Origin of the sequence: Thermococcus sp. (assembly GCF_027008145.1) — an archaeon.
Taxonomy (GTDB): domain Archaea; phylum Methanobacteriota_B; class Thermococci; order Thermococcales; family Thermococcaceae; genus Thermococcus.
In genome coordinates, this window is sequence record NZ_JALTCZ010000097.1 from 1 (window position 1) to 22,676 (window position 22,676).

The following is a 22,676-nucleotide window of genomic DNA, read 5'->3' on the forward strand; positions in this document are numbered from 1 at the left end:
ATTCCCGTTCCGGTACCGAGCGCCCCGAGGAAGTCCGCCAGTATAGCAACCACTGCCAGAGTGAAGGAGCCCCAGAAGGTAACATAGGGTATGTACCTCTGGAGAACTCTCTCAAGGATTCTCGGATCCCTTCTGAAACCGGGTATCTGAAGCCCTGCCTGCTGGAGCTGTCTGGCTATGCTCCTAGCATCAAGCCCCGTTAGCTCAACCCACAGGAAACCGAAGATTAACGCCCAGAAGATAGTCTGGATGGCATACACTGTAGCCCTTCCCGGGTCGGCTATGACACTGAAGATGTCCCTAGGGGGGTAGAGATATGTCACGAAGCCACTGGCCGGGAAGCCGTTCTTGTCAAAGGTACCGAGCCATGTTATGCCGTAGTTGTTGAGGAGCCTAGCCCAGAGCTGGATATTGGCATAGAGTGCCATTGTGAGGATTATCGGGATGTTGCTGACGTACATGAACCTTATTGGGTACCTGCCGCGGACAGTTACACGGCCGTAGCTGAGGGGTATCTCAACGCGCATGCTTTCAAGGTAGACAACTATGAGGAAGACCACTATCGTGCCGGTTAGTTTCACGATGTCCGGCAACATCGGGCCACGGTACAGTGCACCCGTTATGTCACCCAGGAGCAGGTGCTGGATGAAAGCCGGTATTGCACCGACTATGGCCGGCTGGTTCGTGAGGGGGTCTATGTACTGGTGGCTTGGCACAGGTGCCAGGGACTTGTATATGACCGTCTGGGAAACACCTGCTGCTATGAACAGGCTTATACCGCTCCCGATACCCCACTTGCTCACGAGCTCGTCGAGGAGTATCAACAGGGTTGATGCAAAGCCCAGCTGGAGTATTATGAGGGTGGCAAGACCAAGACCTATGTAGACCAGACCGCTGGGACTGGTAATCGTCTGGAAGGCCCCTATGCCCCCGTCAACCTTACCAAAGGCCCCAGCGAAGACGTAGATCGCGGCCTCGAAGAAGCTCATGAAGACGGCGAAGAGCTTCTGGGTGGCTTGGTAAAAGCGCCTGTCCTCTGAATTCGAGAGGTCGAGCTTAACTATCTCCGAACCAACGAGGAGCTGCATGATTATACTCGCAGTGACTATAGGGCCTATACCAAGGGTGAGAAGTGAGCCGTTCCTACCAGCGAGAACGAAACGCAGAGTTGCGAAGTAGTCCTGAATCTTGGAGGGCATCCCATAAACGGGTATCTCCGCGAGGATGAAATAGAGGAGCAACACTATGCCCGTCCACATGAACTTTTCCTTAAGGGAGATATGCCTCTTTGGCCTCTCGACCTCCGGGAAATACCTCTCCATAGCATATATTATGTCCCTGGTCTTTCCCATGATAAACACCCGCCAAAAGTTAAATTAAAGGTGTCAGGCGAGGACGACCTCGCCACCGGCTTCCTTGATCTTCTCCTCGGCCCTGGAGGTGACGTAGTAGGCCTTAACAACGAGCGCGCGGGTGAGCTTTCCTGTCCCAAGAACCTTGTCGATGCCGAGCTGCGTTGCGTCGAAGACGAGCTTTCCCCCCTCCTCGTAGATTACACCCATGTCTCTAAAGAGCTCGAAGTTCTCGTCTATCTCACTGAGGTTCATAACCACCGGGGTGTACTGGACGGTCCTGGGTCTGTGGAAGCCCCTCTTTCCGAGCCTGTCAGGGGCGTACTTGATCGTCCAAGTGAACTTTTGATCCTTCCTCTTGCCCGTTCCTGCCATTCCCTTACCGCCCTTGCTTCCACCACCACGGTGCTTCTTCTTGCACCCCCATCCGTGAGTGTGACTTCCGCGGAGCTTTCTAATCTTCTTCTTCCTCCTTATCATCCCTCGCCACCTCAGAGCATTCTCTCAATGAGCTCGTTAATCTTCTCACCGCGGTAGCCTAAAGCGCCACCCTCCTTGAAGGAGCGCTTCTTGCTACCCCTCAGTCCTCCCCTCGGAGGGTGCAGCCTGAAGACCGGCTTGAGGTTGGGCAAATCTCTGAGCCTCATCTCGCCGTTGATTACCTTCTCGGCGAACTCGTCGATGCCCATTCCAAGCTTCTCCTTGACGTACTCCTCAGTCACAGGCCTGTTGCCAATGAGCCTGCCCCTCTTTCTGATGACTTCTGCCAAGGTTTCCTTGTCTATCTCGCCCCAGGTTATGTAGTCCTTGACCTTCTGTATCATTCCCCGATAGCTCGGGCTGTCGTCGACGACGACAAGGTGGTTTATCCTGTGGAGGCGGAGCATCGCTAGGGTATCTCTAACCCTACCCTTCGCCCTGATACCGCTCCTTAGCCTTATGAGCGCTAACTTGGCCATCTTCTCTCACCTCACAGCTCAAAGCTCTGCGGCATTGCCCTGCCAACGACGATACCGTACTTCTCCTCCATACCTGGCTGGATGGCAACGCGGTTGGTGTTGTAGAGGGCGTTGAAGACGGCCTTGGCAAAGTTGACGGTAGTTCTTGTCTCACCGAGGGTCTGAGACCAGACGTCCTGGACTCCAGCGAGGCTGAGTATCTTCTTACCCACGTCGCCTATGACGAGACCGAGGCCACGCGGACCAGGCATGAGTTTGACCCTAACGCTCCCCTCTTTGCCTTCAACGGCGAAGGGTATCGAGTGTGGTCTCCTGCACCTGCACTCCCATGAACCACATCCACGCTTGATCTCGATGATGCCCATCTTGGCGTAGTTGATAGCCTTCCTGATGGCTATGCCAACCTCCCTTCCGTGGCCGATTCCGAGGCCAACGTAGCCGTCCCTATTGCCAACGGCAGCGAGAACCCTGAAGCGGATCCTTCTTCCGCTGTCGGTCATTCTTACTGTGAGTGCTATGTCGAGCACTTCCTGATTCTCCCTGAGGTTGACCTCGGGAAGGAGGACATCAACTATCTCAGGCTCCTTTATCTGGTAGCCCTTCCTGAATATCTCGTGAATGTCTGTTATCTGGCCCTCCTTGACGAGCATGCCGAGCTTGGTCCTCGGCTCCCACTCCTCAAGAACCCTCTGGGCGATCTCTCTCGGGTCGCTCATTCTCTCGCCTCCCCAAACTTCTCGATTATCTTGCCCTTAACCTCTTCAAAGTGCTCGGGGAGTCTTTCAGGCTCAAGGCCCTTGACGAGGTAACTACCAAACTGCCTCCTGTAAAGGCTCTCGTCCTTCTCCTTGAGGGCCTTGGCGTAGTTTGCCACGTGCTCGCCCCTTATCCTGTAGTCCTCCGGGAATATTTCCTCGCTGTGCGGGATGTTTAAGCCAGCATCAACGGCACCTTTGAGGACTGCAAAGACCGAGCTTCCCCTCGTCGGCGGGTGGAGGCCTATGTCGAGGATTGCCTCCTCGATGCCAGCCTGCCTTGCCTTATAGCCGATGAGCAATCCTAGAAGGTAAGCACTCGGAGTGTTCCCGGTATGCCCCTTCCAGCCGAAGTTCCTGATGAGTTCCCTCGTATGGGCCGAGACAAGGGTCTTATCCCCCCTGGGATCATAAACGATTATCTGGGCGATGTGATGATTCAGCGTCTTTCTAACAGCTAACCTCGGCTTCTTGCTCTTGAGGAGTCTGAGCCTCTTGTGGTAGTTGGTCTTGCCCTCTCTCCTCCTCCTGAACGGAACCCTATACCTAGGTCCTCTCGCCATCTATCTCACCTCACTCCTTCAAGATACCGCGCTCCTGCATAAACAGGTAGAGCTGCCTCTTGTTCTTGAACTGACCGCCCTTGGCACGGATGTAGAGCCTCCTGTAGATATGGGCGTCGAGTTTTCCCTCAGCTTTGAGCTTCCTGAGTTCCTTCCTGAGGGCCCTTATAGTCATCATCCAGCGCTCCTTCTTGCCCATCCTAGCGGTCTTCTTACCTTTCCTGCTTCCAGGGCCCCGGTGCCTGCCCTTCTTTCTGGCCTCGTGAAAGGCCCTCGCCCTTACCCTGCTCTGGCCCTTTATCGGCTTCTTCCTGATGACGCCCTCGTGGATGAGCCTCTTCACGTCCTCCCGGGTTATTGCCGAGACAACATCGTCTATCCTCTCGGGGTCTATCCATATCCTGTTCTCACCGCATTTCAACAGCTCGGCGGCTATTCTCCTCTGCATCTTAAGCATGAGCCTCACCTCGCGTTGAGAACCCTAATTCCGAGCTCTTCAGCCCTCGCAATGATGAGCTCTCTCTTTTTCTTGCCAACGGTTCGGGCTATCCTAGCTGCCTGCCTAGTCGGGTCTATGGCTTCGAGCTCCTTGACGTTGTGAACGAGGACTTCCTCGTAACCGCTTGGGTGGAGTCCCCTCACTGCCCTCGGGGAGCTCCAGCCTATACTGGGTGATCGGGGCTTGCCCTTCTTCTTGAGCCTCATCTTGCTGTCTATTCCCTTCGGTTTCCTCCACTTGGGATTGTTCTTGAACTTCGGATATCTCCACCACTCCTGGCGGAGGAAGCGGGGCTTTTTTCTCTTGAGCTTGGCCCTTATCCTCAGGAGTCTCGCCTTCTCGTTCATCCCTCACACCTCACTTCAGAACTTAATCGGCTTGCCTGCCTTCTCAACTATGTAAATTCCATCCTGGAAGACGCGCCTGTCCCACTTGGTTATCCTAGTTGCCTGTTCGATGTTTGCAGCAGTCTGGCCAGCTTTCTCCTTGTCTATCCCCTCAACGATAACTTCCTGACCCCTAACCTTGACGGTAACACCTGGGAGTATCTTGGCCCTTCTGGGGTTCTTCTCACCGAGGAAGTTCTCTATTATGACCTCGTCCCCCTGAACCTTTACGGTCATCGGGAAGTGGCTGTAGACAACTTTGAGCTTGTAGGTGAAGCCCTCGGTGACTCCCTTGATCATGTTCGCTATGTGGACCTTGAAAGTCCTGACTATGGCAACATCCTTCCTCCTCGGAAACTCCTTGTATATGGCGACCTTCCCGTCTTCGGTGAATATCTGAACGCCGGGGTACTCAAGCTGCCTTTCAAGCTCCCCCTTCGGCCCTTTGACCCTGATCGTGTTCCCCTTAACTGCAACCTCGACTCCCTCTGGTATCTCAACTTCCTCACGAATCCACGCGTCTATCGGCATCGCTCTCACCTCAGTAGACGTAGGCTATCAGTCTTCCGCCAATGCCCTTCTCACGGGCCTCCTTGTGAGCCATAACACCCTGGGAGGTCGAGACTATGAGGATACCGAACTCGAAAGCAGGAAGGAACCTCTTCTCCCAGCTCTCATAGTCCCTCGCCTTGACCGGGAAGCGGGGTTTTATGGCCCCAGCCTTGTTTATCTTGCCTATGAGCTGAACCCTGTAGATACCGGCCCTTCCATCATCTATGAACTCGAACTCGCCTATGTAGCCGTTCTCCTGCATGACCCTCAGCACTTCACCGATGAGCTTTGAGGCGGGCTTTAGGTAGACCTCCTTCTTGCCAACCCTCTCGCTGTTGGTTATGTGTGAGAGCGCGTTCGCCAGCGGATCAAGCAAAGTCATCTTCACTCACCTCACTCATACTTCTTGAAGCCGAGCTTTGGGGCGATTTCACGGAAGCAGTGCCTGCACAGCATAAGGCCGTGTATCCTGATGACAGGACCGTACTGGCCACAACGCATGCACCTTCTGGCTCCTTTACCAAACTTTCTCGGCTTCCTCTTGTTGTAGTCAGCCTTCGCCATCTCACAATCCCTCCACCTTGGCGTTGAGTTCCTCAATCGCGAAGACCATACCCTCCTCCTTCGTCAGCTTGTGCCTGTTCGGTATCTTCTTCCTCTGCCTCTTCCTCTTTGCTATTCTGAATCCAGGTCTCTCAAGGGTCACGCAGACGTCCATACCAAAGATTCCTATCTCAGGGTCGTACTCGACGCCAGGGATGTTTATGTGCTCCTGTATTCCAAAGCAGAAGTTGCCGTGCTCGTCGAAGTTACCCACACTGAGCTTCCTGTCAACTGCCTCAAGAAGCCTGTCGAGCATTTTATAGGCATTTTCACCGCGGAGGGTGACCTTAACGGCTATCGGCTCACCGCGCCTTATGCCGAAGTCTCTGTTGGTCTGCTTCGCGCGCCTCCTTATCGGTTTCTGGCCGACGAGCCCTTCAAGCATTTCCTCGGCTTTGGTAAGCCTCTCACCGCTCTCGCCAACACCTATGTTTATGGTGACCTTCGCTATCCTCGGCCTTCTCATCGGGTGAGCTTCCCAGTCCGCTAGGATAGCCTCTCTGTTTACCTGCATCTCATCTCACCTCACGGCAGGGAAATCTCAGGCTTCTCTTTTCCAACGACGAAGGCGTATTCCTTCAGGGTGTCGAAAAGCTCGCCGTTCTCGTCCTCAATAGTGACGACGTCCGGCCAGCCCATCGGGAACTGCCTGACCTCGACGATCCTTCCTTTCCTTGCAACGTTCTTACCCTGGGTAACGAAGACGTATGCACCGACCTCAAAGGGGAGCACCCTAACTATCTTCCTCTCGGGAACCTGCATTATAACCGTGTATGATGTCTTGTATGCGTCTTTCTCAGCGGGACTTACGAGGTGGTTGCTCCCGTCGTGGAGATTGAGCTGAACCTTTGCCCCCTTAACCATGCGTTTGTTGTTTATCCTAAAGGGCTTAATCTTGGCTTCATCCCCACTTATCGGGTGAAGTACAAGCTTCCCTATCCTGTTCGGAAGAACCCTGTAGTACTCACCGGTTTCGGGGATTGAGACTACGTCCATTATACCCACCGGGAAGCGGTAGTCCTTCCTGACGCGACCGTCGACGAGAACTTTGCCCTCGTTGAGTATCTTTCTCGCTTCACGGGCGGTCTTTGCATAGCCGAGATAGTCTCTAACGATGTATAGTAGTGGAATGGAGGTCTTCATGCCATGCGGTCCCGGGCTCGGGCGGACAGCCCACTTATATGCCTTCCTTGGGATATACCAAGCCGTGGGAGCGGCAAGCCTCTTAAGATGTCTCTTTGGACCCTTCCTCGCCATCACTCAGCCCTCCTCTTAATTATCTTCTCCCTTCTCTCATCCTCAAGGTTGAGGTCCACAATCATGACGTTCGACGGGTGAACCGGATAGTACACTTCAGTTCCATCAGTCTTCTTCTGGGTAACGCCTTCAACGTATATCCTGTACCTCTTGAGGCTGACCTCAGCGACCTTTCCTTCTTTCCCCTTGAAGTCACCACGCATGATTCTCACCTTGTCCCCAACCCTGATTGGGAGATTCCTGACGCCGTATTTTTCCCTCAGGTCTTCACTGAGGGTTGCGCTCATTATCTTACCCCTCAGGTGAAGGGGAGCGTTGTAGAGGAACCTCCTCTGCTTTCTCGGCTGTCTGGTGTTCAACTCCATCTCTCTCACCTCACAACACTATGCTCGCTATGCTCCCAAGTCTGACCCACCTCTCGGCGGCTTCCCTGGCTATCGCACCCCTAATCTCTGTTCCCCTAGGGACGCCTTCCGGAGTGACTATAGCTGCGGCGTTGTCCTCAAACTTGACGCGCATACCGTCGAGCCTCTTGTATTCCTTTCTCTGCCTGACTATGACCGCCCTCACGACCTGATGCCTGATGTCCGGCCTTCCCTTCTTGACGGCTGCTATAACCATGTCGCCAACGCCAGCGCTGGCAAGCCTTCTCCTAGTTCCCTTGTAGCCGACGACGCCTATGATCTGGATGACCTTGGCACCGCTGTTGTCTGCAACCTTGAGGTAGGCCCCAACGGGCAGAGCACGGGTGGGCCTGACCGGGCTTATTCCCCTAGTTGCACCGGCACCCTTCTTGGCCATTTCACACTCCCCCCCTGTGCTCGGCTCTCTGGGTCACCGCAACGACAACCCAGCTCTTAGTCTTGCTTATGGGCCTCGTCTCGGCTATGAGAACACGGTCACCGACCTTGGCGTTGATGCACTCCGGGTTATGGGCGTGTATCTTGCTCCTCCTGAGCTCATAACGCTCGTACTTTTTGAGATAGTGATAGTACTGTCTCTCAACGACTACCGTCTTCTTACCCTTGTCGCTGACGACTACTCCTTCAAAGTACCTGCCGTGTATCTTGAGGCTCCCGTGCCAGGGGCACCTGGGGTCGTTACAAACCTCAGAGGGAGGCTGAACCTTCAATCCTATCTCTCTCATTTCCGCCACCTCTTTTTCAATCTCATCTCGGGCCTGCCGATTAGTTCGCGACCGTTAATCCTAATCTTTTCATCGCCGAGGTCGAACTCCATCTCGGCCACGTCCTTCGGGACAATCCACACCCTCTCTCCACCTATCACGAGGGTGTTCCTAGTCTCGTCGAGGACGTAGCCCTCGATACCGACCAGCTCTGGATGAGATGCCCTTATAATCTTTGCCTTCAGCCCTATGAGCTCGTGCCAGACGATGTTCTTCCTCGTCACTCTACCTCTATGAGCTCCTCTGAAAATCCAAGGTCTGCCAGCAACTTTTTGATACGGTCTCTGTGATCTCCCTGGAGTTCTATCCTTCCTTTCTTTACCGTCCCGCCACATGCCAGCTTCGCCTTCAGCTTCTTTGCTATATCTTCAAGGTCGAACTCCTTTTCGTCTATGCCCTCAATTATGGTCTTGAGCTTTCCGTAGCGGGCCTTTTCGATGTAGACCCTAATCCTCTGCTGTTCCTTTAGTACTTCCTTAAAGAGCATCTCATCCAGAGGGTTCACAATCCTCGGCACCTAACCTCACCCTTTCTTCTCCCTAAGCTTTTCATCCCTTATAGTAAGCAGGCGCGCTATGTCGCGCCTGAGGTTCCGGATGACCATGGGGTTCTCCATTGAGGCTCCCATGGTGAGCACACCACGCTCCTTGGCAAGCTCAAGGCGGAGTTCCCTAATCTTATTGTCGATCTCCTCAATGCTCATATCCCTTATCTCACTGGGCTTCATTTCCGCTCACCTCTTCCTCGACTATCTCCTTGACCTCTATCTCATCCGGAAGCTTGGCCTCAGGTGGCATTATGGCGACCTTAACCCCAATGACCCCGAGCTTGAGCAGGGCCTGGGCGTAGCCCTTGCTGACGAGCGTTTCTGCGGGGTTCCCAACCTTTGCCAAGTAACCCTGATAAAAGCGGACGCTTTTCGCTCTCTCGCCGGTGAGCTTTCCACTGAGCCTTATCTCGACGCCCCTCGCACCATTCCTCATGATGGCCCTGATCGCTGAATAAGCAGCCCTCCTGAAGTGTATGCCCCTCTCAAGGGCCTGGGCGAGCCTTACAGCCTGAACCTTGGCGTTGAGATAGGGATTCTTGATCTCCTCGACCTCGATCTGCGGGTTCTCAAGGCTGAACTTCCTCTCAAGGGTTCTTGTCAGCTCCCGTATCCTCCTTCCGCCTCTCCCGATGACGTAGCCCGGGCTGGCAGCGAAGATAACCACCTTCGTTCCGAGAGGGGTCTTCTTTATGTCGAGTCCACCGTAGCCGGCCCTTCTCAGTTCTTTCTCAAGGTACTCGTCGATGAGCATCTCCTTAACGCCTTCCCTGATGAAGTATCTCTCGATCGCCAAAGTCTCACCTCCTAATCTCCTCGACGACTATCTCTATGTGGGTTGTCTCTTCGTTGAATGGGGTTGCCCTGCCGAAGGCCCTCGGGATGTAGCCCCTGAGGACGGGTCCCCTGTGTGCTGCCACGTGAATTATCTTGAGCCTGTCAATATCAAGGCCCTTCTGCTCTGCATTGTTCTTGACATTGAGGAGAACCTTCTTGACGGCCTTAGCAACCTTGACCGGATAGCGACCTGGGCCGAAGCCCCTGCCCGGCTTGTGTCCCTGGCTGTCGTTGAAGCGCCTCATCGGAACGGGCCTCTTCTTCGCTATAATATCGTCGAGGTATTTGAGTGCATCGTTGAGCATCATGCCCCGGATCTCCCTGAGGAGCTCAACACTGTGCTTGGGGGAAATCCTCAGATCCCTTCCGCTCGCCCTTGCCATTCTGTCGGGATCAAAATTTTGGAATGAGTAGGAAAACCTGCCCCTGCTCATCTAGACCACCTCACTTGATTGCCACGAACATCGACGACCTGGTTGCTCCGACACCAGGTGAGCCGTGCTGGACGATCTTCCTCGTCATGGCAAACTCGCCGAGGTAGTGTCCTATCATCTCCTCCCTGATCTCAACCGGGACGAACTCCTTGCCGTTGTGGACGTGAATCGTTACACCCACCATCTCAGGGAGGACGACCATGTCCCTGCTGTGTGTCCTTATGGGCTTCTTGTACTTGCCCTTCCTAGCAAGCCTTATCTTCCTGAGGAGTTTCTTCTGCTCCTGTGAAAGACCCCTCTTAAGACTCCTTCTCTGCCTGCTCGGGAGGAGCTTGGCGAACTCCTCCAGCGACATATTAAGAAGTTCATCAAGGGTGTAACCCCTGTACTTAAACTCCTTTTTTCTCGCCATCTTCACTTCCTCCTACCGGTTCTTCTCGCGGCTATGTGACCAACCTTCCTTCCGGGTGGAGCTCTACGGGAAACAGTCGAGGGTCTACCGATGTGGTGTTCCTTACCACCGTGCGGGTGATTGACGGCGTTCATCTTGACACCCCTCGGCTTCGGCCAGAACCGGTTTCTGGCTTTGGCTATGTAGTAGGCCTTACCGGCCTTGATGATTGGCTTTTCGAGCCTTCCACCACCGGCGGCAACCCCTATCGTTGCCCTACATTCTGGCTTAAACTGCTTCAGCTCACCGCTCGGGAGCTGGACGATGACCTTGTCCCTCTCCCTGCTGACGACCAAGGCGTAGGTTCCTCCAGCCCTCACGTACTTTCCGCCGTCACCAGGGATGCCCTCTATGTTGTAGACGTAGGTTCCCTCCGGTATCTTCGCCAGGGGGAGGGTGTTGCCTATCGCTATAGGCGCCTCGGGGCCGATGTAGACTTCCTGGCCAACAAGGACTCCCTCAGGGGCGAGGATGAGCTTTTCTGTGCCGTTCTCGAACTTCACCCTCGCGACCGGAGCGGTCCTTCCCGGATCGTGGAGTATCTCGAAGACCTTTCCACGGAGGGTCTTCTCCTTCGTGACGTTAAGAGGGATGTACTTTACGGCACCCCTGTAGCGATGGGAAGGTGCCCTAAAGGTCGTGCTTCCCTTACCCCTCCTCTGCTGGATGAGACTCTTTCCCATCTCACATCACCTCAGAACAACCCCAACCTTGCCGCTATCTCACTCGCGTCGTATTCGGGCTTGAGCTTGACGTAGGCCTTTTTCTCGCCCTTCATCGTTATGAGCGTGTTCACCTTCTCGACCTTGACGTTGAACATCTCTTCCACGGCCCTCTTGATGTCCCCCTTGGTGGCCCTCTCGTCAACTATGAAGGTTAGTTTGTTCTCCCTCTCTATCAGGGAAACGGCCTTCTCAGTGACAAGGGGCCTTATAATGACCTTGTACGGATCCATTTCCATCACCCGTAAATCTCTTTAAGCTTCTCTATAGCGCCCTTGGTCCATATGGTCAGCCTTCCCGGGTGGGTTCCCGGGGCAAGAAGCTCAACGCCGAGATTGTCAACGGTGACCACGTCAACACCGGGATGATTTCTCGCTCCCTGGACGATACCCTCGTTCTTTGCAACGACGATGAGCGGCCCCTTAGCCTTCTTGTACCTCCTACCGCGCATCTTGCCTTTTCCTGCCCTTATCTTGGTGTTCTTCTTTGCCCTCTCGATGTCATCCCAGACACCTAGCTTTTTGAATATCTCCCTGGTTTGAGCCGTTTTGAAGACCGCCTCAAGGTCGTCAACCACAACGAGCGGAAATGCCGGGATGTTGTCTATCACATGCCCCCTGGCCTTGACGAGGTCGGGGTTTGCCGTTGCAGCTATTGCACTCATTATTGCCAATCTGCGCTCCTTCTTGTTGATGTCCTCCCAGATTGCCTTCTCAACCTTCGGAGGGTGTGTCCTCCTGCCGCCCCTCGCAAAGGGGACAAATGCAGCAAACCTCGGTGAGGTCTTTATCCTCTCGACCCTGGCCATCCCGTGGCCCTTTCCGATGTTCTCCGTAACGCGCCTCTTTCCGGCGAGAGGATCCCTGCCCTGGGGCTGTATCCTGTGGGTCCAGGAAGTGATGACGGCCCTCCTTATGAGGTCAGGCCTGAAGGGCGTGCTGAAGACCTTGGGGAGCTCTATCTCATCAACCGGCTCACCTTCGAGATTGAAGACCTTAACCTTCATTCATCTCACCTCACTGCTTGGACTCCCTACTGACGTAGGTTATCTGTGGCCTCTCAACGGGCGGTCTCTTCTTGGGTGGCCTTATGGCAGGTCTAACCCTAACTAACCTCTTGAAGGAACCCGGAACGGTGCCCTCTATCATGAGGAAGTCGCTCCTTATGATGCCGTAGTGCGGGAAGCCACCCTTCGGGGTTATTTCTATCTCTTCCTCACCGATCTTGAGCCTGCCGTTCTCACCTATCGCTATGAGCCTCTTGTTGAACTCGGTCCTGTGATGGAAGCCCATCTGACCGGCCAGTGGAATTGTCCACATGACTCTAGCTGGGTGCCAAGGACCAAGGTTTCCTATATGCCTGCCCTTTCCAGCGCGCTGAGCCTTGTGGAACTGTATCTTGACACCCCACCTCTTGACCGGCCCCTGGGTTCCCTTGCCCTTGGTAACTGCTATGAGGTCAAGGAGTTCTCCCTCGTGGAGAACTTCGCCTGCGCGGAGCTCCTTGCCGATCTTCTCCTTGGCATAGGCAAATTTGGCCTTGATGTCTTCGCCACCGATGGCATACTCCATGACTTCCGGCTTCTTCTTGAGCTTGATGATCCAGGGCTGGGTGTGGACGAGGAGCCTTATGTCCACTATCTCCCCGTCGTTGACGAGGTCTTCGAGCTGGCCGAGCTTAGTGTTGAAGACATCTTCGTTGTAGTCCTTCGGCAGGGTCTTTATGCGCCTCTTGACGTGCTTGTTTAGGTCGTAGAACCAGACTTCCGTGGCAGTCTCAAGCCCGAGGTAGCCCTGCTTGTAGGCCCTTACTCCGTAGACGAAGAGTGGCGGGACTTCAACTATGGTAGCGGGTATGAATATCTCCTTGCCCTTGGTGAGCCCCGGGCTATCGTCTATCATGAGGATGTGGGTCATTCCAGCTTTGTAGCCTGCAAAGCCCAGCATCCTGACTTCACTGTCCTGTGGCCACTTCTTGATTCTCGGGACTATGCTCCTAGCCCTCTTCCTCGGGGAGTAGGCGAGTGAACCTCTCCTTGGTCTGTGAACCTTTCCCATATCAATCCCTCCTCATGAGATTAAATATCGCGAGAGTCGCCAGCAGTGCCTCCTCGGTGCGGACGGTTTTAGTCCGCTGGTTCGGGATCGTGTTCAGCACGAGATCGAACTCGTACTTCTCCTCCAGCAACTCCATAACGCCCCTTCTCGGCGAGCCGAACACGAACCCGACTTCACCATTCAGAGGCGGAATTTTAGCGTGCCTCACATCGCGACCCTTACGCGAGGTCGCGATGACCAAGTCTAGGTCGGCCTTTTTAAGTGTTTTTGCCAGCGGTTTTCTGCTCAGGTGAACTCTATACCCCCAATATTCCTCATGTCTCGCTGGTATAACCCTGAGAGGTCTTACTGAGACTATCCTGAAAGTCGTGCGCCCCTCAACATCCCCCTCGACCACCGCAAGCTCATCGAGCCCTATGTCGGCGTAGACCTTCCTGCCTTTTCTGAAGGCGAAACCCTCACGGATCTCACCGACCTTCGGTTTTCCCTTGAGCTTGTGGTGGGGTGTCCTGAGCGGGGGGACGACGCCGATGTATTTGAGTTCCGGCAGGAGGGGGAACAACCTCTTCCTGAGATACTGGGGTGCCTCCATGTACTCCAGCACGGTTTTTATGAACCTGCCGTCCCTACCGCCGGCCCCGTATATCCAGACGTGCTCAACGCCGAAGATTGCACAGGCCCTAGCGATTTGCCCAACCTTGTACGTCCTTATCTTGGGGTCATCCGTCTCCTCAAGGAGTGAATCGGGAATAAAGACATGCCAGGCCATTTTCCCTCATCCTGTCCCCACTGTCTCCCCTAAGCTGAAGGGAGCTTGTAGGGACTATTTAAAAGGCTTTCGAACCCTTCCACCCTTTTTCAGGTTCAAAGGTGTGAAACTTTTTTGCAAGGAAAACTCTAAGGGGTCAGGGTTTGGCTAAAGATGAGGCTTCTATTAAACGAGCGGAAGGAGTTTTCTAAAATACTCAAAACAAGCCTCAACTCCCTCACACACCATAAGACATGCAGGTGAAAGGACAAACCCATCTTAAAACGGACTTCCAGAAGTGATCAAACTTTGTGTAGGAGAAGTTTGTTAGAATGGAGCCCCGGGCGGGGTTTGAACCCGCGGCCTGCCGCTTACCAAGCGGCCGCTCCACCAGGCTGAGCCACCGGGGCGTCGTTGATACGATGCCTCCAGCATTTATAAATTTTTCTCTCCAAGCTTTTCAACGAGCCCTTCAAGGACTTCCCTGAATGTTGAAGCGTCTATCCACTTGATGCCCATCTTCTGGGCCCACGTGAGTATTCCAATGTCTGCCGAAACTATCGTCGCGTCGAGTTCCATAGCCAGCAGAATGAGCTCGAAGTCCTCCTTGCTGTCCACTATGCCCTCCCTCAACGCCTTCCGGTAGTTTCTCCTAAGTTTCTGGATGACCTTATCGAGGTTGTCAGTCTCTATGACGCTCTCCCTGACTGCCTTCTCGGCGACTCGAAGTCCCTTGTCGATCCTCCTCCTTATGTCGTCTATGAGTTCGTAAACGATGAAAGCCGGAATTTTCAGCTCGTGGACGTTGGGGGGCTTCTTTATGATGTACAGCTCTATTGCCGGCCTCAGTTCGTCGTCCTCGACGAAGTGCATGACCTCCCTGTATATCCCCGGGGGCATGTAGAACTCCACCTTTCCAAAGAGCTTTTCGGCATAACCTAGAAAAGCCCCCATGGCCTCGGTTGGAGTGTCGCCGAAGTCGCGCCTGATGTCGGGGTTAACGAAGATGCTCGTGTCGAGGATGAACTTCATGGACACCACAACCTTATTTAGGCCGGTCTCTTTAAAACGTTAGGTGGTCTGATGAAGGTCGGAGTTGTCTTTGGAGTAAGCGAGCTGGCTGACGAGAGGGCCTTTGCCGGCAAGATCTCGGAGTTCATGAAGTCTCTCTCCAAGGAGTTCGACACCGTTGGCGGTTTCATCCTCAAGAAAAGGGAGGACTTTAAACGGGCTAAGGATGGGGTGAACTTCAACGAGGTCGACGCCATACTCCTGTATCCCCTCACCGGCGGGACTGAAGGAGTTTTGAAGGAGTTCGCCGTTTTCAGACGCCCTACTGTAATCCTCGGCGATCCCTACAACAACTCCCTCGCTGCTGGGATAGAAATAAGGGAGTACCTCAGAAACAGACTTGTCCCCTCAACCCTCGTGAAAGAACTGAGCGAGCTCAAAGCTTCTCTCCTTGCCTATGAGGACATGAAAGGTGCCCTCGACAAGTTCCTCAAGGTGAGGATAGGACTGATAGGCAGGATCTCCCCCTGGCTTGTGAACGAGAGGTTCGAGATTCCCTACACCCATATAAGCCTCAAGAAGTTCTACGAATACTACGACGGCGTTGGAGATGAAGATGGGTGGGAAGTCGTTAAAGAAGTCGTTGAGAACGCCGAGGAAATAGTTGAACCCAGAAGGGAGGCACTCATCAGGGCAGGGAGAATATATCTGGCAATAAAGAAAATCCTTGGAGATTACCGGCTGGAGGGATTCACGATTGGCTGTTTTGACCTCATAAGGAAACTAAAGGCAACCCCCTGCCTAGCGCTGGCGATGTTCAACGCCGAGGGGACTCCAGCGGCATGCGAGGGGGAGCTTAGCTCCCTGCTGGGGATGGTTGTGATAAGGAAGTTCTTCGAGAAGTCTGCCTTTATGGGAAACATTGCAGACTTCGGGAGGAACCATGTAATCTTAGCCCACTGCACGGCCCCCCTCTTATGGAGATACCGCCTGAGGAACCACTTTGAGAGCGGACTTGGGGTGGGCGTTGAAGCCGAACTCCCATCGGGCAAAGGGGCTCTGTTTAAGTTCAGGGGAAGGAAGGCAGTTGTTGCCGGCGTTGAGGTTCGGGGCAACGAACGCTCCGAGAACAGGTGCAGGACACAGATGGTTCTCAAAATAGAAGACGCCCCAGATTTCCTCGATGGGACGCTCGGGAACCACCACCTGCTGGCGTACGTTGACCCCGAGGAGCTGGCGGATCTGCTGAGCGAGCTCGGCTTTGAGGTTATGCTCTACTGACCAAATGATTATAACCTAAAACGTCACATCCTGTAATGGGGGGTAAGTATGAGACGGGCCCAGGCTGCCGTTGAGTATCTCTTTATGATAGCCATCGCACTCGTAATGGTCCTCATAGCTATAAGGCTAGCCATGAGAACCGTTGAGAACGCAACACAGAACCTGAACGAAACAACTGGAAAGCTGATTAAGATTCTGCAAAATATGACAAATGAATAATCAGGCAGGCGAGGCCTGCCTTCCCCCGATGAAGTAGCCGGTTAGGAGAAGTACCAGCCCAAAGCCAACTATTGCCACGTTCAGCGTCGCGGCTGCAAGGCCAGTCACTATGAGCGCTATTCTGTATACCTTGTTGAGGTGCCCCCTGAGCCAGCCAGTAAAGCCCACCGAGAGCATGTAGAGCACCAGTATTGTAGCACCGAGGTCATAGAGCACCGCCCCGGCAGTGTAAAGGTTCCAGTGCTTCACCGTTATTAGGAACATCTCCGGATGGGTGAAGTATATGTATGGGCCAATGTAGCCTGCAACGGCGTAGCGAACAGCATTGAGGGCTGTCTTCCAGAAGTCACCTCCTGCCAAGGCTGAGCCAGCGTAGCTCGCCAGCGCGACGGGCGGAGTTATATCCGCCAATATTCCGAAGTAGAAGACGAAGAAGTGTGCCGCCAAGAGAGCTATGACCGTTCCAAAGCCCGGAACCGGCTGGCTGTAAGGAACCAAGCTACTGACAGCCTGATAGATTGCAGGCGCCATGACAAGGGAGGTTATGATGTAGTTGGCCGTGGTTGGAACGCCCATTCCAAGGATGAGGCTGAAGATCATAGTCACCACGAGAAGCAACCAGAGGTTCCCTCCGGTCAGGCCTGCCAGACGGTAGCCCAGCGAGTTAGCCAGCCCCGTTATCGTGAGGGAACCCTGTATAAGGCCCGCGCTCGCAGCTGCCAACATGACGGCAGTGCTTGTCTTTCCTGCCTCTATCATTGACTCGTAGGTAGCGGAGTACATCATCTTACCGTCCGAAGTCTTCGAGATTGCTCCGACTATGAGCGAGAATACTATTCCAAATATCCCCGTCATGAAGAGGAGGTTTTCCTTGTTCATACCTATTGCCTGATTGAGTGCTATGAAGAGCAGGAAGAGCAGGCTTATGTAGAGCTTTTCGTTGAAAGCGACACCCTTCCTGACGAGGGCGAGGGCTATGAGTATCAGGGACAGCGCCACTAATCCCCCCCAACCGTAGCCGAGGAACATGAGCGTGGTCCCTATTAGGACAGTTGCCACATAGAGCGCCTCGTTTCCGGCTATTTCGTCCTTTGAGACCCATGCAACCCAAATGGCAATGCCAAGTGAGGATATTGCCGATATATGAGCCGGGATTCCCCAGACAAGGGCGACTGTTATGACGACTATCGGCAGGAGGATGTAGCTCTTCCTGATGAAGTAGCCAAGCGGTTTAAAGTGCTCCCTTGGCATTCCCCTGAGTCCGAGTCTCTTGGTTTCCCTGTCTATGAAGAGGTAGACACCGGAGTAGTAGACCAGAGCCGGTATTGCCGCAGCTATTATTATTTTATTATATGGTATTCCCAGAAACTCGGCCATTATGAAAGCGGCTGCACCCATTATTGGAGGCATCAGCTGGCCACCCGTTGATGCCACAGGCTCGACAGCTCCAGCTATCTCGGGCGGATAGCCTGCCCTCTTCATAAGGGGTATCGTGAACGTTCCCGTTGTCAGGACATTTGCCACGCTCGAGCCGCTGACAGTCCCCATTAGACCGCTGGCTATAACTGCAGCCTTTGCCGGCCCGCCCGGCCTTGAACCGAAGAGGCTTATCATGAACTCGGTTATGTAGTCGCTTATGCCAATCTTGAGGAGGAACGCACCGAAGAATATGAAGGCGAAGACGTATATCGTCATGACAAAGAGCGGGGTCGCGAATATGCCCTCACTTGCCAAGTACATGTGTTCTGAGAACATCATCCAGTTAAAACCCGTGTTCCATATGGCATAGCCCAGGAAGACCAGCACGACCACGGGCAGAACCCAGCCGATGACTCTCCTCGTTCCCTCAAGGACAACTATTATTGCAAGGATCGCGAAAAAAATATCTCTGGGGTAGACCGTTGCATTCTCAGCGTAGCTGGGATACCTGAAGAACAGGTAGAACATCGTTAGCAGGCCGAGGAATATGAAGGTGTAGTCAAGCAAACCAACGTTCTTGAAGCGCTTACTCCTCCTAAAGGGGTAGAGCATAAATGCTATTATGAGTATCATTGCCAGAACGAAGGCCTCCCCCTGCTGATCTTGGAGCGTGTAAAGAAGGAACTGGAGCCTTATTCCAAGTCTTGAGAGCATGTCGTAGAGGGCACCGTTGAAATTGAAAATGAAGAGGATTTCGTAGATTCCAATGAGAACCGCTGCCACCTTTACTACCTTTTCCAAGCTGGGGGACAACTCTCTTGTCCTGCTTATAACTTCCTCCAGCTTTTCAATATCCCTCGGGTTTTCCATTCTAACACCTCCCTATCAATACAAGGATCACCGGACAGGTTTTGACCCTGAAATGAACGAGGCCGGGGGTTTTGGGCTTTATCATCGTCTCGTTGTCCACGATAATCTCCGGCCGGTTGAAGGGTATAAACCAGTAATCGAGGCTGTTACCAAGGGGCTGGTCTATCTTCTTGTAATAGTAGCCGTTCTTCAGCCCCTGGATGTCCTCGGGAAGGCCGGCCCCGAAGTCCTTCCACAGCATCTCCCGGACGAACATGCCACTCCGGTTAACCTCAATTATCTCAACGACCTCACTATGCTCAACGCTGTGGTTGTACTGAATCCGGAGCCACCTATCACCCAGGATGAAGGCCTGAGAATGACCTGACTGACTTATTACAAGCGATTTAACGGGAAACGCCATCAAAAGCAGAAGAACGAAAAGAAAAGGGGCCTTTCTCAAGGCCTTCACCCGCTGGGTGGTTTAATCTTGTTGGGCACGCTGAGGCCCTTTTCCTTGTAGTACTTGTACGCTCCTGGGTGGAGCGGTATGCTCATACCGTCGAGTGCAGTCTTAAGGCTTATGAAGCGGGCTTTCTGGTGGACGGCCCTGAGGGCGTCAACGTTATCGAAGAGAACCTTTGTCATCTCGTAGACGACGTTCTCCGGGAGGTCGGCGCTCACCACGAGGATGGCCTTAACTGCGAGTGTTGGCGTGTCCTCGGTCATTCCCTTGTAGGTGTCCTTCGGGAGAACCTGGCGGACATAGAATATGTAGCCCTCGTTCTTGAGCTTGTTGAGTATGGCATCCGGGATTGAGAGAACCCTAACAGGAGTTGTAACTGCTATCTGAGTGATTGCTGGGGTCGGAGCACCTGAGACTATAACTGCGGCGTCGATCTGACCGAGCTTGAGGGCCTGGGCGGCCTGACTAAACTTCTGGTTGACCTTCTGTATCTTATCCCAAACACCAGCGGCCTTGAGTATCTGCTCGGCTGCAACGGCCGTTCCGCTTCCGGGGGCGCCGATGGCGACCTTCTTACCGGCCAGATCCTGGAGGGTCTTTATGTTGCTGTCCGCCCTGACAACAAACTGGACGGTCTCGGGGTAGAGCGCGGCGACACCGCGGAGCTTCTTTATCGGGTTGCCCTGGAACATATAAAGACCGTTGTAGGCATAGTAAGCAACGTCGTTCTGCATTATAGCCGCCTGAGCGTTTCCATCACCGATTGCCTTGGCGTTTGAGACGCTTGCGCCACTCGTGACTGCTTTGGCATTAATCCCTGCCTTGTTGAGAAGTTCCGCATACTTCGAGCCAAGCGGGTAGTAAACTCCGCTGGTTCCCCCGGTGTAGAGCGTTATTGTGCCGGTATAGCTAACACCGGAACTGGAACTCTTGGTTGCGGTTGAGGTCGCACTCTGGTTCCCAACACAGCCGGCCACGAAGACCGACAGGAACAGCACCGCCACGAGGGCGATGGCACTCAGTTTCTTCACATTCAACACCTCCACTTAATGGACAACAATGGCCATATGGCCATATCAGGATATTAGGGAACTTTCTTTTTTAAATAGTTTTTGTTACAAGTCTGAAAAACTTTCTAGGATTTGAGGATCATACTCGTGACAATTTCGATGATTATTTTACATAACTGTAACCATCTGAAAATCAAGGGACAGAGCCGAATGCTTTATAATTACAACCCTAACTGGATGTGGTGCTGGTGATGAAGGTAATAATGACAACAAAGGTTGACAAGGCCTCGATGAACATCAGAGAAAAGCTCATTGAGAACTTCGGCTTTACCGAGACCGAGCTTACCTTTGACGGAAACCCGGTTTACCGGAGGGGAGATGCTTTAATCCTCACGACCAACGGGGAGATGATATACTACGACGAACTCGACAAGTCAGTAGAGAGGCAACTCAAGGTAAGGCCCGAGATAATAGCCTTCGCCTCAAGACACTCAAGCAAGCAGAAGCTTCCCGCCTTAACCACCCACGTTACCGGGAACTGGGGGAAGGCCATGTACGGCGGAAAAGACGGGAGCTTAGCCATTGCAGAGCCCAACGCGATGAAGCTGGCCCTGCTCAAGATGAACGAGCTCAACGACCTTAACTGGACCGTCTGCTACGAAGCCACCCATCACGGCCCGAGTGAGCTCAGTGTGCCCAGTTTTTTTATAGAGATAGGTTCTAGCGAGGAGGAGTGGGTAAACGACAGGGCAGGGGAAATAATAGCCGAGACAATAAACTATGTCCTCAACAACTACGAGAGAGCTGACTTTAAGGTCGCGGTCGGAATAGGGGGCGGGCACTACGCGCCGAAGCAAACTAAGAGGGCACTGGAAAGCGACCTAGCCTTCGGCCATATAGCTCCAAAGTACACCCACCCTGTTTCGAGGAAAATGCTCCTGAAGGCCATTGAAAGGAGCTCCCTGGATGTTGAAGCGATATACGTTGACTGGAAGGGAAGCAGAGGAGAGACAAGACAGCTCGCGAGGAAGCTTGCGGAGGAGCTCGGTCTTGAGTTCATCAAGGATTGAAGCGAAAGCTTTAAAGAGAGGGGCCAAGAGTTTAAATCAGTTTCGGGTTAGCTAAGTTTATATACCACCTCCAGCAAACCACAAAGGGTGTTAAACTCTCCGGAGGGTGAAAAAGATGCTGAAGCTGATTGAGGATGCCATCGAGAGGACTTCCGCTACCCCCTCCAAGGTTCCGGAGGTAGCCCCGCAGTCGGATATTGATGAGGAGCTTAAGAAGCTTCTCGAACAGATACAGGCCAAGATATACGTCGTCGGTATCGGTGGTGCCGGTTGTAACACCGTTAACAGGATGATGCAGGTCGGCATCGAGGGGGCAAAGATAATAGCAGTTAACACCGATGCCCAGGATCTGCTCAAGATAAAGGCTCACCAGAAGATACTCCTCGGTAGGGAGCTCACTAAGGGACTTGGGGCTGGGAACAACCCGAAGATGGGTGAAGAAGCCGCAAGGGAGAGTGAGAGGGAAATCAGAGAGGCCTTTGAAGGGGCCGACATGGTTTTCATAACCTGTGGACTCGGTGGTGGAACCGGAACCGGCGCCGCTCCTGTTGTCGCTGAGATGGCCAAGAAGATGGGCGCATTGACCGTCGCTGTTGTGACCCTTCCGTTTACAGTTGAGGGAATAAGGCGCATCAAGAACGCCGAATATGGCCTTGAAAAGCTCAGGAAGAACACGGATACCGTCATAGTAATCCCGAACGACAAGCTCATGGAAGTTGCCCCGAACCTGCCAATACACATGGCCTTTAAGGTCGCCGACGAAATACTCGTGCAGGCAGTTAAGGGGATAACCGAGCTCATAACCAAGCCGGGTCTCATCAACCTTGACTTCAACGACGTTAGGGCAGTAATGAAGGACGGCGGCGTTGCTATGATAGGCATAGGTGAGAGCGACAGCGAGAAGAGGGCTCTGGAAGCCGCTCAGCAGGCCCTGAACAGCCCGCTCCTTGACGTCGACATCAGCGGTGCCAAGGGGGCATTGATAAGCATCAGCGGAAGCGACGTAAAGCTTGAAGAGGCCCAGCAGATAATAGAACTTGTCACCAGCAAACTCGACCCGGAGGCACAGGTCATCTGGGGCGTCCAGATTGATGAGGAGCTCGGCAAGACGATCAGAATCCTCCTCGTTGTCACGGGCGTTAGCTCGCCCTATGCCGTTGCTGAAGAGGAGGAGACAACCTCATACTTCGGTGAGGAGGAAAAGAAAACCATAAAGCTCGACCTCGAAGAGCTCTGAGCCTTTATGGAGGGGAGGAAATGGGTGGCACGGTAGAGAAAGTCAAGAGCTTCCTGGCAGAGTCTAGGAGGGTTCTCTTGGTTACCCGGAAGCCCGGGATGAAGGAGTTTAAGATGGCCGTTAAGATAACGGGCATAGGAATGATCCTTATAGGAACAATAGGAATGATAATCCGCATAATAGGCTACTTATTTACCGGCTCATGA

The 22,676-nt window shown here is 53.5% G+C and carries 35 protein-coding genes and 1 tRNA gene; 5 read left to right on the top strand and 31 right to left on the bottom strand.

Going from position 1 to position 22,676, the window contains the following annotated elements:
- The 28 genes from secY to MVD07_RS04765 form a co-directional block, all read right to left on the bottom strand.
- Positions 1 to 1,352: preprotein translocase subunit SecY (gene secY, locus MVD07_RS04630; RefSeq protein WP_297499184.1), on the bottom strand; the 1,352-nt coding region annotated here is incomplete at its 3' end.
- A gap of 33 nt (positions 1,353 to 1,385) precedes the next feature.
- The gene (locus MVD07_RS04635) at positions 1,386 to 1,832 is read right to left on the bottom strand and encodes an uL15 family ribosomal protein (protein WP_297499186.1); all 447 of its coding nucleotides are present in this window, start codon (positions 1,830 to 1,832) and stop codon (positions 1,386 to 1,388) included.
- A gap of 11 nt (positions 1,833 to 1,843) precedes the next feature.
- Positions 1,844 to 2,311 carry a 50S ribosomal protein L30 gene (locus MVD07_RS04640; RefSeq protein WP_297499188.1) on the bottom strand — a complete coding sequence of 156 codons (468 nt, stop codon included), beginning with the start codon at positions 2,309 to 2,311 and terminating at the stop codon, positions 1,844 to 1,846.
- 11 nt (positions 2,312 to 2,322) lie between these two features.
- Positions 2,323 to 3,027 carry a 30S ribosomal protein S5 gene (gene rpsE, locus MVD07_RS04645; RefSeq protein WP_297499190.1) on the bottom strand — a complete coding sequence of 235 codons (705 nt, stop codon included), beginning with the start codon at positions 3,025 to 3,027 and terminating at the stop codon, positions 2,323 to 2,325.
- On the bottom strand, positions 3,024 to 3,629 hold the full coding sequence (locus MVD07_RS04650; RefSeq protein WP_297499192.1) for a 50S ribosomal protein L18: 606 nt from the start codon (positions 3,627 to 3,629) through the stop codon (positions 3,024 to 3,026). Before MVD07_RS04650 ends, rpsE begins: the two co-directional genes overlap by 4 nt.
- Positions 3,630 to 3,639: 10 nt before the next feature.
- Complete coding sequence (locus MVD07_RS04655) at positions 3,640 to 4,086, bottom strand: 50S ribosomal protein L19e (protein ID WP_297499195.1); 447 nt, start codon at positions 4,084 to 4,086, stop codon at positions 3,640 to 3,642.
- Positions 4,087 to 4,091: 5 nt separating this feature from the next.
- The gene (locus MVD07_RS04660) at positions 4,092 to 4,475 is read right to left on the bottom strand and encodes a 50S ribosomal protein L32e (protein WP_297499197.1); all 384 of its coding nucleotides are present in this window, start codon (positions 4,473 to 4,475) and stop codon (positions 4,092 to 4,094) included.
- Between the two features lie 15 nt (positions 4,476 to 4,490).
- On the bottom strand, positions 4,491 to 5,045 hold the full coding sequence (locus MVD07_RS04665; protein ID WP_297499199.1) for a 50S ribosomal protein L6: 555 nt from the start codon (positions 5,043 to 5,045) through the stop codon (positions 4,491 to 4,493).
- 10 nt (positions 5,046 to 5,055) lie between these two features.
- Positions 5,056 to 5,448, bottom strand: a complete 393-nt coding sequence (locus MVD07_RS04670; RefSeq protein ID WP_297499251.1) for a 30S ribosomal protein S8 — start codon at positions 5,446 to 5,448, stop codon at positions 5,056 to 5,058.
- A gap of 11 nt (positions 5,449 to 5,459) precedes the next feature.
- Positions 5,460 to 5,630, bottom strand: a complete 171-nt coding sequence (locus MVD07_RS04675; RefSeq protein WP_088857499.1) for a 30S ribosomal protein S14 — start codon at positions 5,628 to 5,630, stop codon at positions 5,460 to 5,462.
- Between the two features lies 1 nt (position 5,631).
- Complete coding sequence (locus tag MVD07_RS04680; protein WP_297499201.1) at positions 5,632 to 6,183, bottom strand: 50S ribosomal protein L5; 552 nt, start codon at positions 6,181 to 6,183, stop codon at positions 5,632 to 5,634.
- An 11-nt stretch (positions 6,184 to 6,194) separates the two neighbouring features.
- The gene (locus MVD07_RS04685) at positions 6,195 to 6,926 is read right to left on the bottom strand and encodes a 30S ribosomal protein S4e (RefSeq protein ID WP_297499253.1); all 732 of its coding nucleotides are present in this window, start codon (positions 6,924 to 6,926) and stop codon (positions 6,195 to 6,197) included.
- The gene (gene rplX, locus MVD07_RS04690; protein ID WP_297499203.1) at positions 6,926 to 7,291 is read right to left on the bottom strand and encodes a 50S ribosomal protein L24; all 366 of its coding nucleotides are present in this window, start codon (positions 7,289 to 7,291) and stop codon (positions 6,926 to 6,928) included. The genes MVD07_RS04685 and rplX overlap by 1 nt, the downstream gene beginning before the upstream one ends.
- A 10-nt stretch (positions 7,292 to 7,301) precedes the next feature.
- Complete coding sequence (locus MVD07_RS04695) at positions 7,302 to 7,727, bottom strand: 50S ribosomal protein L14 (protein WP_297499205.1); 426 nt, start codon at positions 7,725 to 7,727, stop codon at positions 7,302 to 7,304.
- A gap of 1 nt (position 7,728) precedes the next feature.
- A complete protein-coding gene (locus tag MVD07_RS04700; RefSeq protein WP_297499207.1) occupies positions 7,729 to 8,073 on the bottom strand; it encodes a 30S ribosomal protein S17 in 345 nt (114 codons plus the stop codon).
- Positions 8,070 to 8,447 (bottom strand): ribonuclease P protein component 1, encoded by a 378-nt coding sequence (locus MVD07_RS04705; protein ID WP_297499209.1) that lies wholly within the window; start codon positions 8,445 to 8,447, stop codon positions 8,070 to 8,072. Before MVD07_RS04705 ends, MVD07_RS04700 begins: the two co-directional genes overlap by 4 nt.
- Positions 8,333 to 8,599 carry a stress response translation initiation inhibitor YciH gene (yciH, locus tag MVD07_RS04710; RefSeq protein ID WP_297499255.1) on the bottom strand — a complete coding sequence of 89 codons (267 nt, stop codon included), beginning with the start codon at positions 8,597 to 8,599 and terminating at the stop codon, positions 8,333 to 8,335. Before yciH ends, MVD07_RS04705 begins: the two co-directional genes overlap by 115 nt.
- 36 nt (positions 8,600 to 8,635) lie before the next feature.
- The gene (gene rpmC / locus MVD07_RS04715; protein WP_297499211.1) at positions 8,636 to 8,839 is read right to left on the bottom strand and encodes a 50S ribosomal protein L29; all 204 of its coding nucleotides are present in this window, start codon (positions 8,837 to 8,839) and stop codon (positions 8,636 to 8,638) included.
- A complete protein-coding gene (locus tag MVD07_RS04720; RefSeq protein ID WP_297499213.1) occupies positions 8,826 to 9,455 on the bottom strand; it encodes a 30S ribosomal protein S3 in 630 nt (209 codons plus the stop codon). Before MVD07_RS04720 ends, rpmC begins: the two co-directional genes overlap by 14 nt.
- A gap of 4 nt (positions 9,456 to 9,459) precedes the next feature.
- Entirely contained in the window at positions 9,460 to 9,930 is a 471-nt protein-coding gene (gene rplV, locus MVD07_RS04725) for a 50S ribosomal protein L22 (RefSeq protein WP_297499215.1), read from the bottom strand.
- A gap of 10 nt (positions 9,931 to 9,940) precedes the next feature.
- Positions 9,941 to 10,342, bottom strand: a complete 402-nt coding sequence (locus MVD07_RS04730) for a 30S ribosomal protein S19 (RefSeq protein WP_297499257.1) — start codon at positions 10,340 to 10,342, stop codon at positions 9,941 to 9,943.
- A 2-nt stretch (positions 10,343 to 10,344) separates the two neighbouring features.
- Positions 10,345 to 11,064, bottom strand: coding sequence for a 50S ribosomal protein L2 (locus tag MVD07_RS04735; protein WP_297499217.1), 720 nt, complete (start codon positions 11,062 to 11,064; stop codon positions 10,345 to 10,347).
- A gap of 11 nt (positions 11,065 to 11,075) precedes the next feature.
- Positions 11,076 to 11,336, bottom strand: coding sequence for a 50S ribosomal protein L23 (locus tag MVD07_RS04740; protein ID WP_297499259.1), 261 nt, complete (start codon positions 11,334 to 11,336; stop codon positions 11,076 to 11,078).
- 5 nt (positions 11,337 to 11,341) lie between these two features.
- Positions 11,342 to 12,109, bottom strand: a complete 768-nt coding sequence (gene rpl4p / locus MVD07_RS04745) for a 50S ribosomal protein L4 (protein ID WP_297499218.1) — start codon at positions 12,107 to 12,109, stop codon at positions 11,342 to 11,344.
- 10 nt (positions 12,110 to 12,119) lie between these two features.
- The gene (locus MVD07_RS04750) at positions 12,120 to 13,160 is read right to left on the bottom strand and encodes a 50S ribosomal protein L3 (protein ID WP_297499220.1); all 1,041 of its coding nucleotides are present in this window, start codon (positions 13,158 to 13,160) and stop codon (positions 12,120 to 12,122) included.
- Position 13,161: 1 nt separating this feature from the next.
- Positions 13,162 to 13,929: a putative RNA uridine N3 methyltransferase gene (locus MVD07_RS04755; RefSeq protein ID WP_297499222.1), complete on the bottom strand. Its 768-nt coding sequence runs from the start codon at positions 13,927 to 13,929 to the stop codon at positions 13,162 to 13,164.
- Positions 13,930 to 14,241: 312 nt separating this feature from the next.
- Positions 14,242 to 14,318: transfer RNA gene (locus MVD07_RS04760), tRNA-Thr, on the bottom strand.
- Between the two features lie 25 nt (positions 14,319 to 14,343).
- Entirely contained in the window at positions 14,344 to 14,940 is a 597-nt protein-coding gene (locus MVD07_RS04765; protein ID WP_297499261.1) for an RNA ligase partner protein, read from the bottom strand.
- 51 nt (positions 14,941 to 14,991) lie between these two features.
- On the opposite strand from MVD07_RS04765, the gene MVD07_RS04770 reads away from it, so the two are divergent.
- Positions 14,992 to 16,200 (top strand): hypothetical protein, encoded by a 1,209-nt coding sequence (locus tag MVD07_RS04770; RefSeq protein WP_297499224.1) that lies wholly within the window; start codon positions 14,992 to 14,994, stop codon positions 16,198 to 16,200.
- Between the two features lie 48 nt (positions 16,201 to 16,248).
- The gene (locus MVD07_RS04775; protein WP_297499226.1) at positions 16,249 to 16,419 is read left to right on the top strand and encodes a class III signal peptide-containing protein; all 171 of its coding nucleotides are present in this window, start codon (positions 16,249 to 16,251) and stop codon (positions 16,417 to 16,419) included.
- On the opposite strand, the gene MVD07_RS04780 is transcribed toward MVD07_RS04775, so the two are convergent.
- Genes MVD07_RS04780 through MVD07_RS04790 form a run of 3 tightly spaced genes read right to left on the bottom strand, consistent with a single transcriptional unit; the run spans position 16,420 to position 20,184 of the window.
- On the bottom strand, positions 16,420 to 18,708 hold the full coding sequence (locus MVD07_RS04780; protein ID WP_297499228.1) for a TRAP transporter fused permease subunit: 2,289 nt from the start codon (positions 18,706 to 18,708) through the stop codon (positions 16,420 to 16,422).
- Between the two features lies 1 nt (position 18,709).
- A complete protein-coding gene (locus tag MVD07_RS04785; protein ID WP_297499230.1) occupies positions 18,710 to 19,111 on the bottom strand; it encodes a DUF1850 domain-containing protein in 402 nt (133 codons plus the stop codon).
- A 44-nt stretch (positions 19,112 to 19,155) separates the two neighbouring features.
- Complete coding sequence (locus tag MVD07_RS04790; RefSeq protein WP_297499232.1) at positions 19,156 to 20,184, bottom strand: TAXI family TRAP transporter solute-binding subunit; 1,029 nt, start codon at positions 20,182 to 20,184, stop codon at positions 19,156 to 19,158.
- Between the two features lie 230 nt (positions 20,185 to 20,414).
- Between MVD07_RS04790 and MVD07_RS04795 the strand changes: the two genes are divergently transcribed.
- From MVD07_RS04795 to MVD07_RS04805, 3 genes are all read left to right on the top strand, one after another.
- Positions 20,415 to 21,233, top strand: coding sequence for a D-aminoacyl-tRNA deacylase (locus MVD07_RS04795; protein ID WP_297499262.1), 819 nt, complete (start codon positions 20,415 to 20,417; stop codon positions 21,231 to 21,233).
- Positions 21,234 to 21,348: 115 nt separating this feature from the next.
- Positions 21,349 to 22,470 (top strand): cell division protein FtsZ, encoded by a 1,122-nt coding sequence (ftsZ, locus tag MVD07_RS04800; protein ID WP_297499234.1) that lies wholly within the window; start codon positions 21,349 to 21,351, stop codon positions 22,468 to 22,470.
- 20 nt (positions 22,471 to 22,490) lie between these two features.
- On the top strand, positions 22,491 to 22,676 hold the full coding sequence (locus MVD07_RS04805) for a protein translocase SEC61 complex subunit gamma (RefSeq protein ID WP_297499236.1): 186 nt from the start codon (positions 22,491 to 22,493) through the stop codon (positions 22,674 to 22,676).

Excerpts from the sequence above, each read along its gene's own strand:
- MVD07_RS04635 (WP_297499186.1), bottom strand. The coding sequence starts at position 1,832 with ATGATAAGGAGGAAGAAGAAGATTAGAAAGCTCCGCGGAAGTCACACT.
- MVD07_RS04640 (WP_297499188.1), bottom strand. The coding sequence starts at position 2,311 with ATGGCCAAGTTAGCGCTCATAAGGCTAAGGAGCGGTATCAGGGCGAAG.
- rpsE (WP_297499190.1), bottom strand. The coding sequence starts at position 3,027 with ATGAGCGACCCGAGAGAGATCGCCCAGAGGGTTCTTGAGGAGTGGGAG.
- MVD07_RS04650 (WP_297499192.1), bottom strand. The coding sequence starts at position 3,629 with ATGGCGAGAGGACCTAGGTATAGGGTTCCGTTCAGGAGGAGGAGAGAG.
- MVD07_RS04655 (WP_297499195.1), bottom strand. The coding sequence starts at position 4,086 with ATGCTTAAGATGCAGAGGAGAATAGCCGCCGAGCTGTTGAAATGCGGT.
- MVD07_RS04660 (WP_297499197.1), bottom strand. The coding sequence starts at position 4,475 with ATGAACGAGAAGGCGAGACTCCTGAGGATAAGGGCCAAGCTCAAGAGA.
- MVD07_RS04665 (WP_297499199.1), bottom strand. The coding sequence starts at position 5,045 with ATGCCGATAGACGCGTGGATTCGTGAGGAAGTTGAGATACCAGAGGGA.
- MVD07_RS04670 (WP_297499251.1), bottom strand. The coding sequence starts at position 5,448 with ATGACTTTGCTTGATCCGCTGGCGAACGCGCTCTCACACATAACCAAC.
- MVD07_RS04675 (WP_088857499.1), bottom strand. The coding sequence starts at position 5,630 with ATGGCGAAGGCTGACTACAACAAGAGGAAGCCGAGAAAGTTTGGTAAA.
- MVD07_RS04680 (WP_297499201.1), bottom strand. The coding sequence starts at position 6,183 with ATGCAGGTAAACAGAGAGGCTATCCTAGCGGACTGGGAAGCTCACCCG.
- MVD07_RS04685 (WP_297499253.1), bottom strand. The coding sequence starts at position 6,926 with ATGGCGAGGAAGGGTCCAAAGAGACATCTTAAGAGGCTTGCCGCTCCC.
- rplX (WP_297499203.1), bottom strand. The coding sequence starts at position 7,291 with ATGGAGTTGAACACCAGACAGCCGAGAAAGCAGAGGAGGTTCCTCTAC.
- MVD07_RS04695 (WP_297499205.1), bottom strand. The coding sequence starts at position 7,727 with ATGGCCAAGAAGGGTGCCGGTGCAACTAGGGGAATAAGCCCGGTCAGG.
- MVD07_RS04700 (WP_297499207.1), bottom strand. The coding sequence starts at position 8,073 with ATGAGAGAGATAGGATTGAAGGTTCAGCCTCCCTCTGAGGTTTGTAAC.
- MVD07_RS04705 (WP_297499209.1), bottom strand. The coding sequence starts at position 8,447 with ATGTGGCGGGACGGTAAAGAAAGGAAGGATAGAACTCCAGGGAGATCA.
- yciH (WP_297499255.1), bottom strand. The coding sequence starts at position 8,599 with ATGCTCTTTAAGGAAGTACTAAAGGAACAGCAGAGGATTAGGGTCTAC.
- rpmC (WP_297499211.1), bottom strand. The coding sequence starts at position 8,839 with ATGAAGCCCAGTGAGATAAGGGATATGAGCATTGAGGAGATCGACAAT.
- rplV (WP_297499215.1), bottom strand. The coding sequence starts at position 9,930 with ATGAGCAGGGGCAGGTTTTCCTACTCATTCCAAAATTTTGATCCCGAC.
- MVD07_RS04730 (WP_297499257.1), bottom strand. The coding sequence starts at position 10,342 with ATGGCGAGAAAAAAGGAGTTTAAGTACAGGGGTTACACCCTTGATGAA.
- MVD07_RS04735 (WP_297499217.1), bottom strand. The coding sequence starts at position 11,064 with ATGGGAAAGAGTCTCATCCAGCAGAGGAGGGGTAAGGGAAGCACGACC.
- MVD07_RS04740 (WP_297499259.1), bottom strand. The coding sequence starts at position 11,336 with ATGGATCCGTACAAGGTCATTATAAGGCCCCTTGTCACTGAGAAGGCC.
- rpl4p (WP_297499218.1), bottom strand. The coding sequence starts at position 12,109 with ATGAAGGTTAAGGTCTTCAATCTCGAAGGTGAGCCGGTTGATGAGATA.
- MVD07_RS04750 (WP_297499220.1), bottom strand. The coding sequence starts at position 13,160 with ATGGGAAAGGTTCACAGACCAAGGAGAGGTTCACTCGCCTACTCCCCG.
- MVD07_RS04755 (WP_297499222.1), bottom strand. The coding sequence starts at position 13,929 with ATGGCCTGGCATGTCTTTATTCCCGATTCACTCCTTGAGGAGACGGAT.
- MVD07_RS04765 (WP_297499261.1), bottom strand. The coding sequence starts at position 14,940 with ATGAAGTTCATCCTCGACACGAGCATCTTCGTTAACCCCGACATCAGG.
- MVD07_RS04770 (WP_297499224.1), top strand. The coding sequence starts at position 14,992 with ATGAAGGTCGGAGTTGTCTTTGGAGTAAGCGAGCTGGCTGACGAGAGG.
- MVD07_RS04775 (WP_297499226.1), top strand. The coding sequence starts at position 16,249 with ATGAGACGGGCCCAGGCTGCCGTTGAGTATCTCTTTATGATAGCCATC.
- MVD07_RS04780 (WP_297499228.1), bottom strand. The coding sequence starts at position 18,708 with ATGGAAAACCCGAGGGATATTGAAAAGCTGGAGGAAGTTATAAGCAGG.
- MVD07_RS04785 (WP_297499230.1), bottom strand. The coding sequence starts at position 19,111 with ATGGCGTTTCCCGTTAAATCGCTTGTAATAAGTCAGTCAGGTCATTCT.
- MVD07_RS04795 (WP_297499262.1), top strand. The coding sequence starts at position 20,415 with ATGAAGGTAATAATGACAACAAAGGTTGACAAGGCCTCGATGAACATC.
- ftsZ (WP_297499234.1), top strand. The coding sequence starts at position 21,349 with ATGCTGAAGCTGATTGAGGATGCCATCGAGAGGACTTCCGCTACCCCC.
- MVD07_RS04805 (WP_297499236.1), top strand. The coding sequence starts at position 22,491 with ATGGGTGGCACGGTAGAGAAAGTCAAGAGCTTCCTGGCAGAGTCTAGG.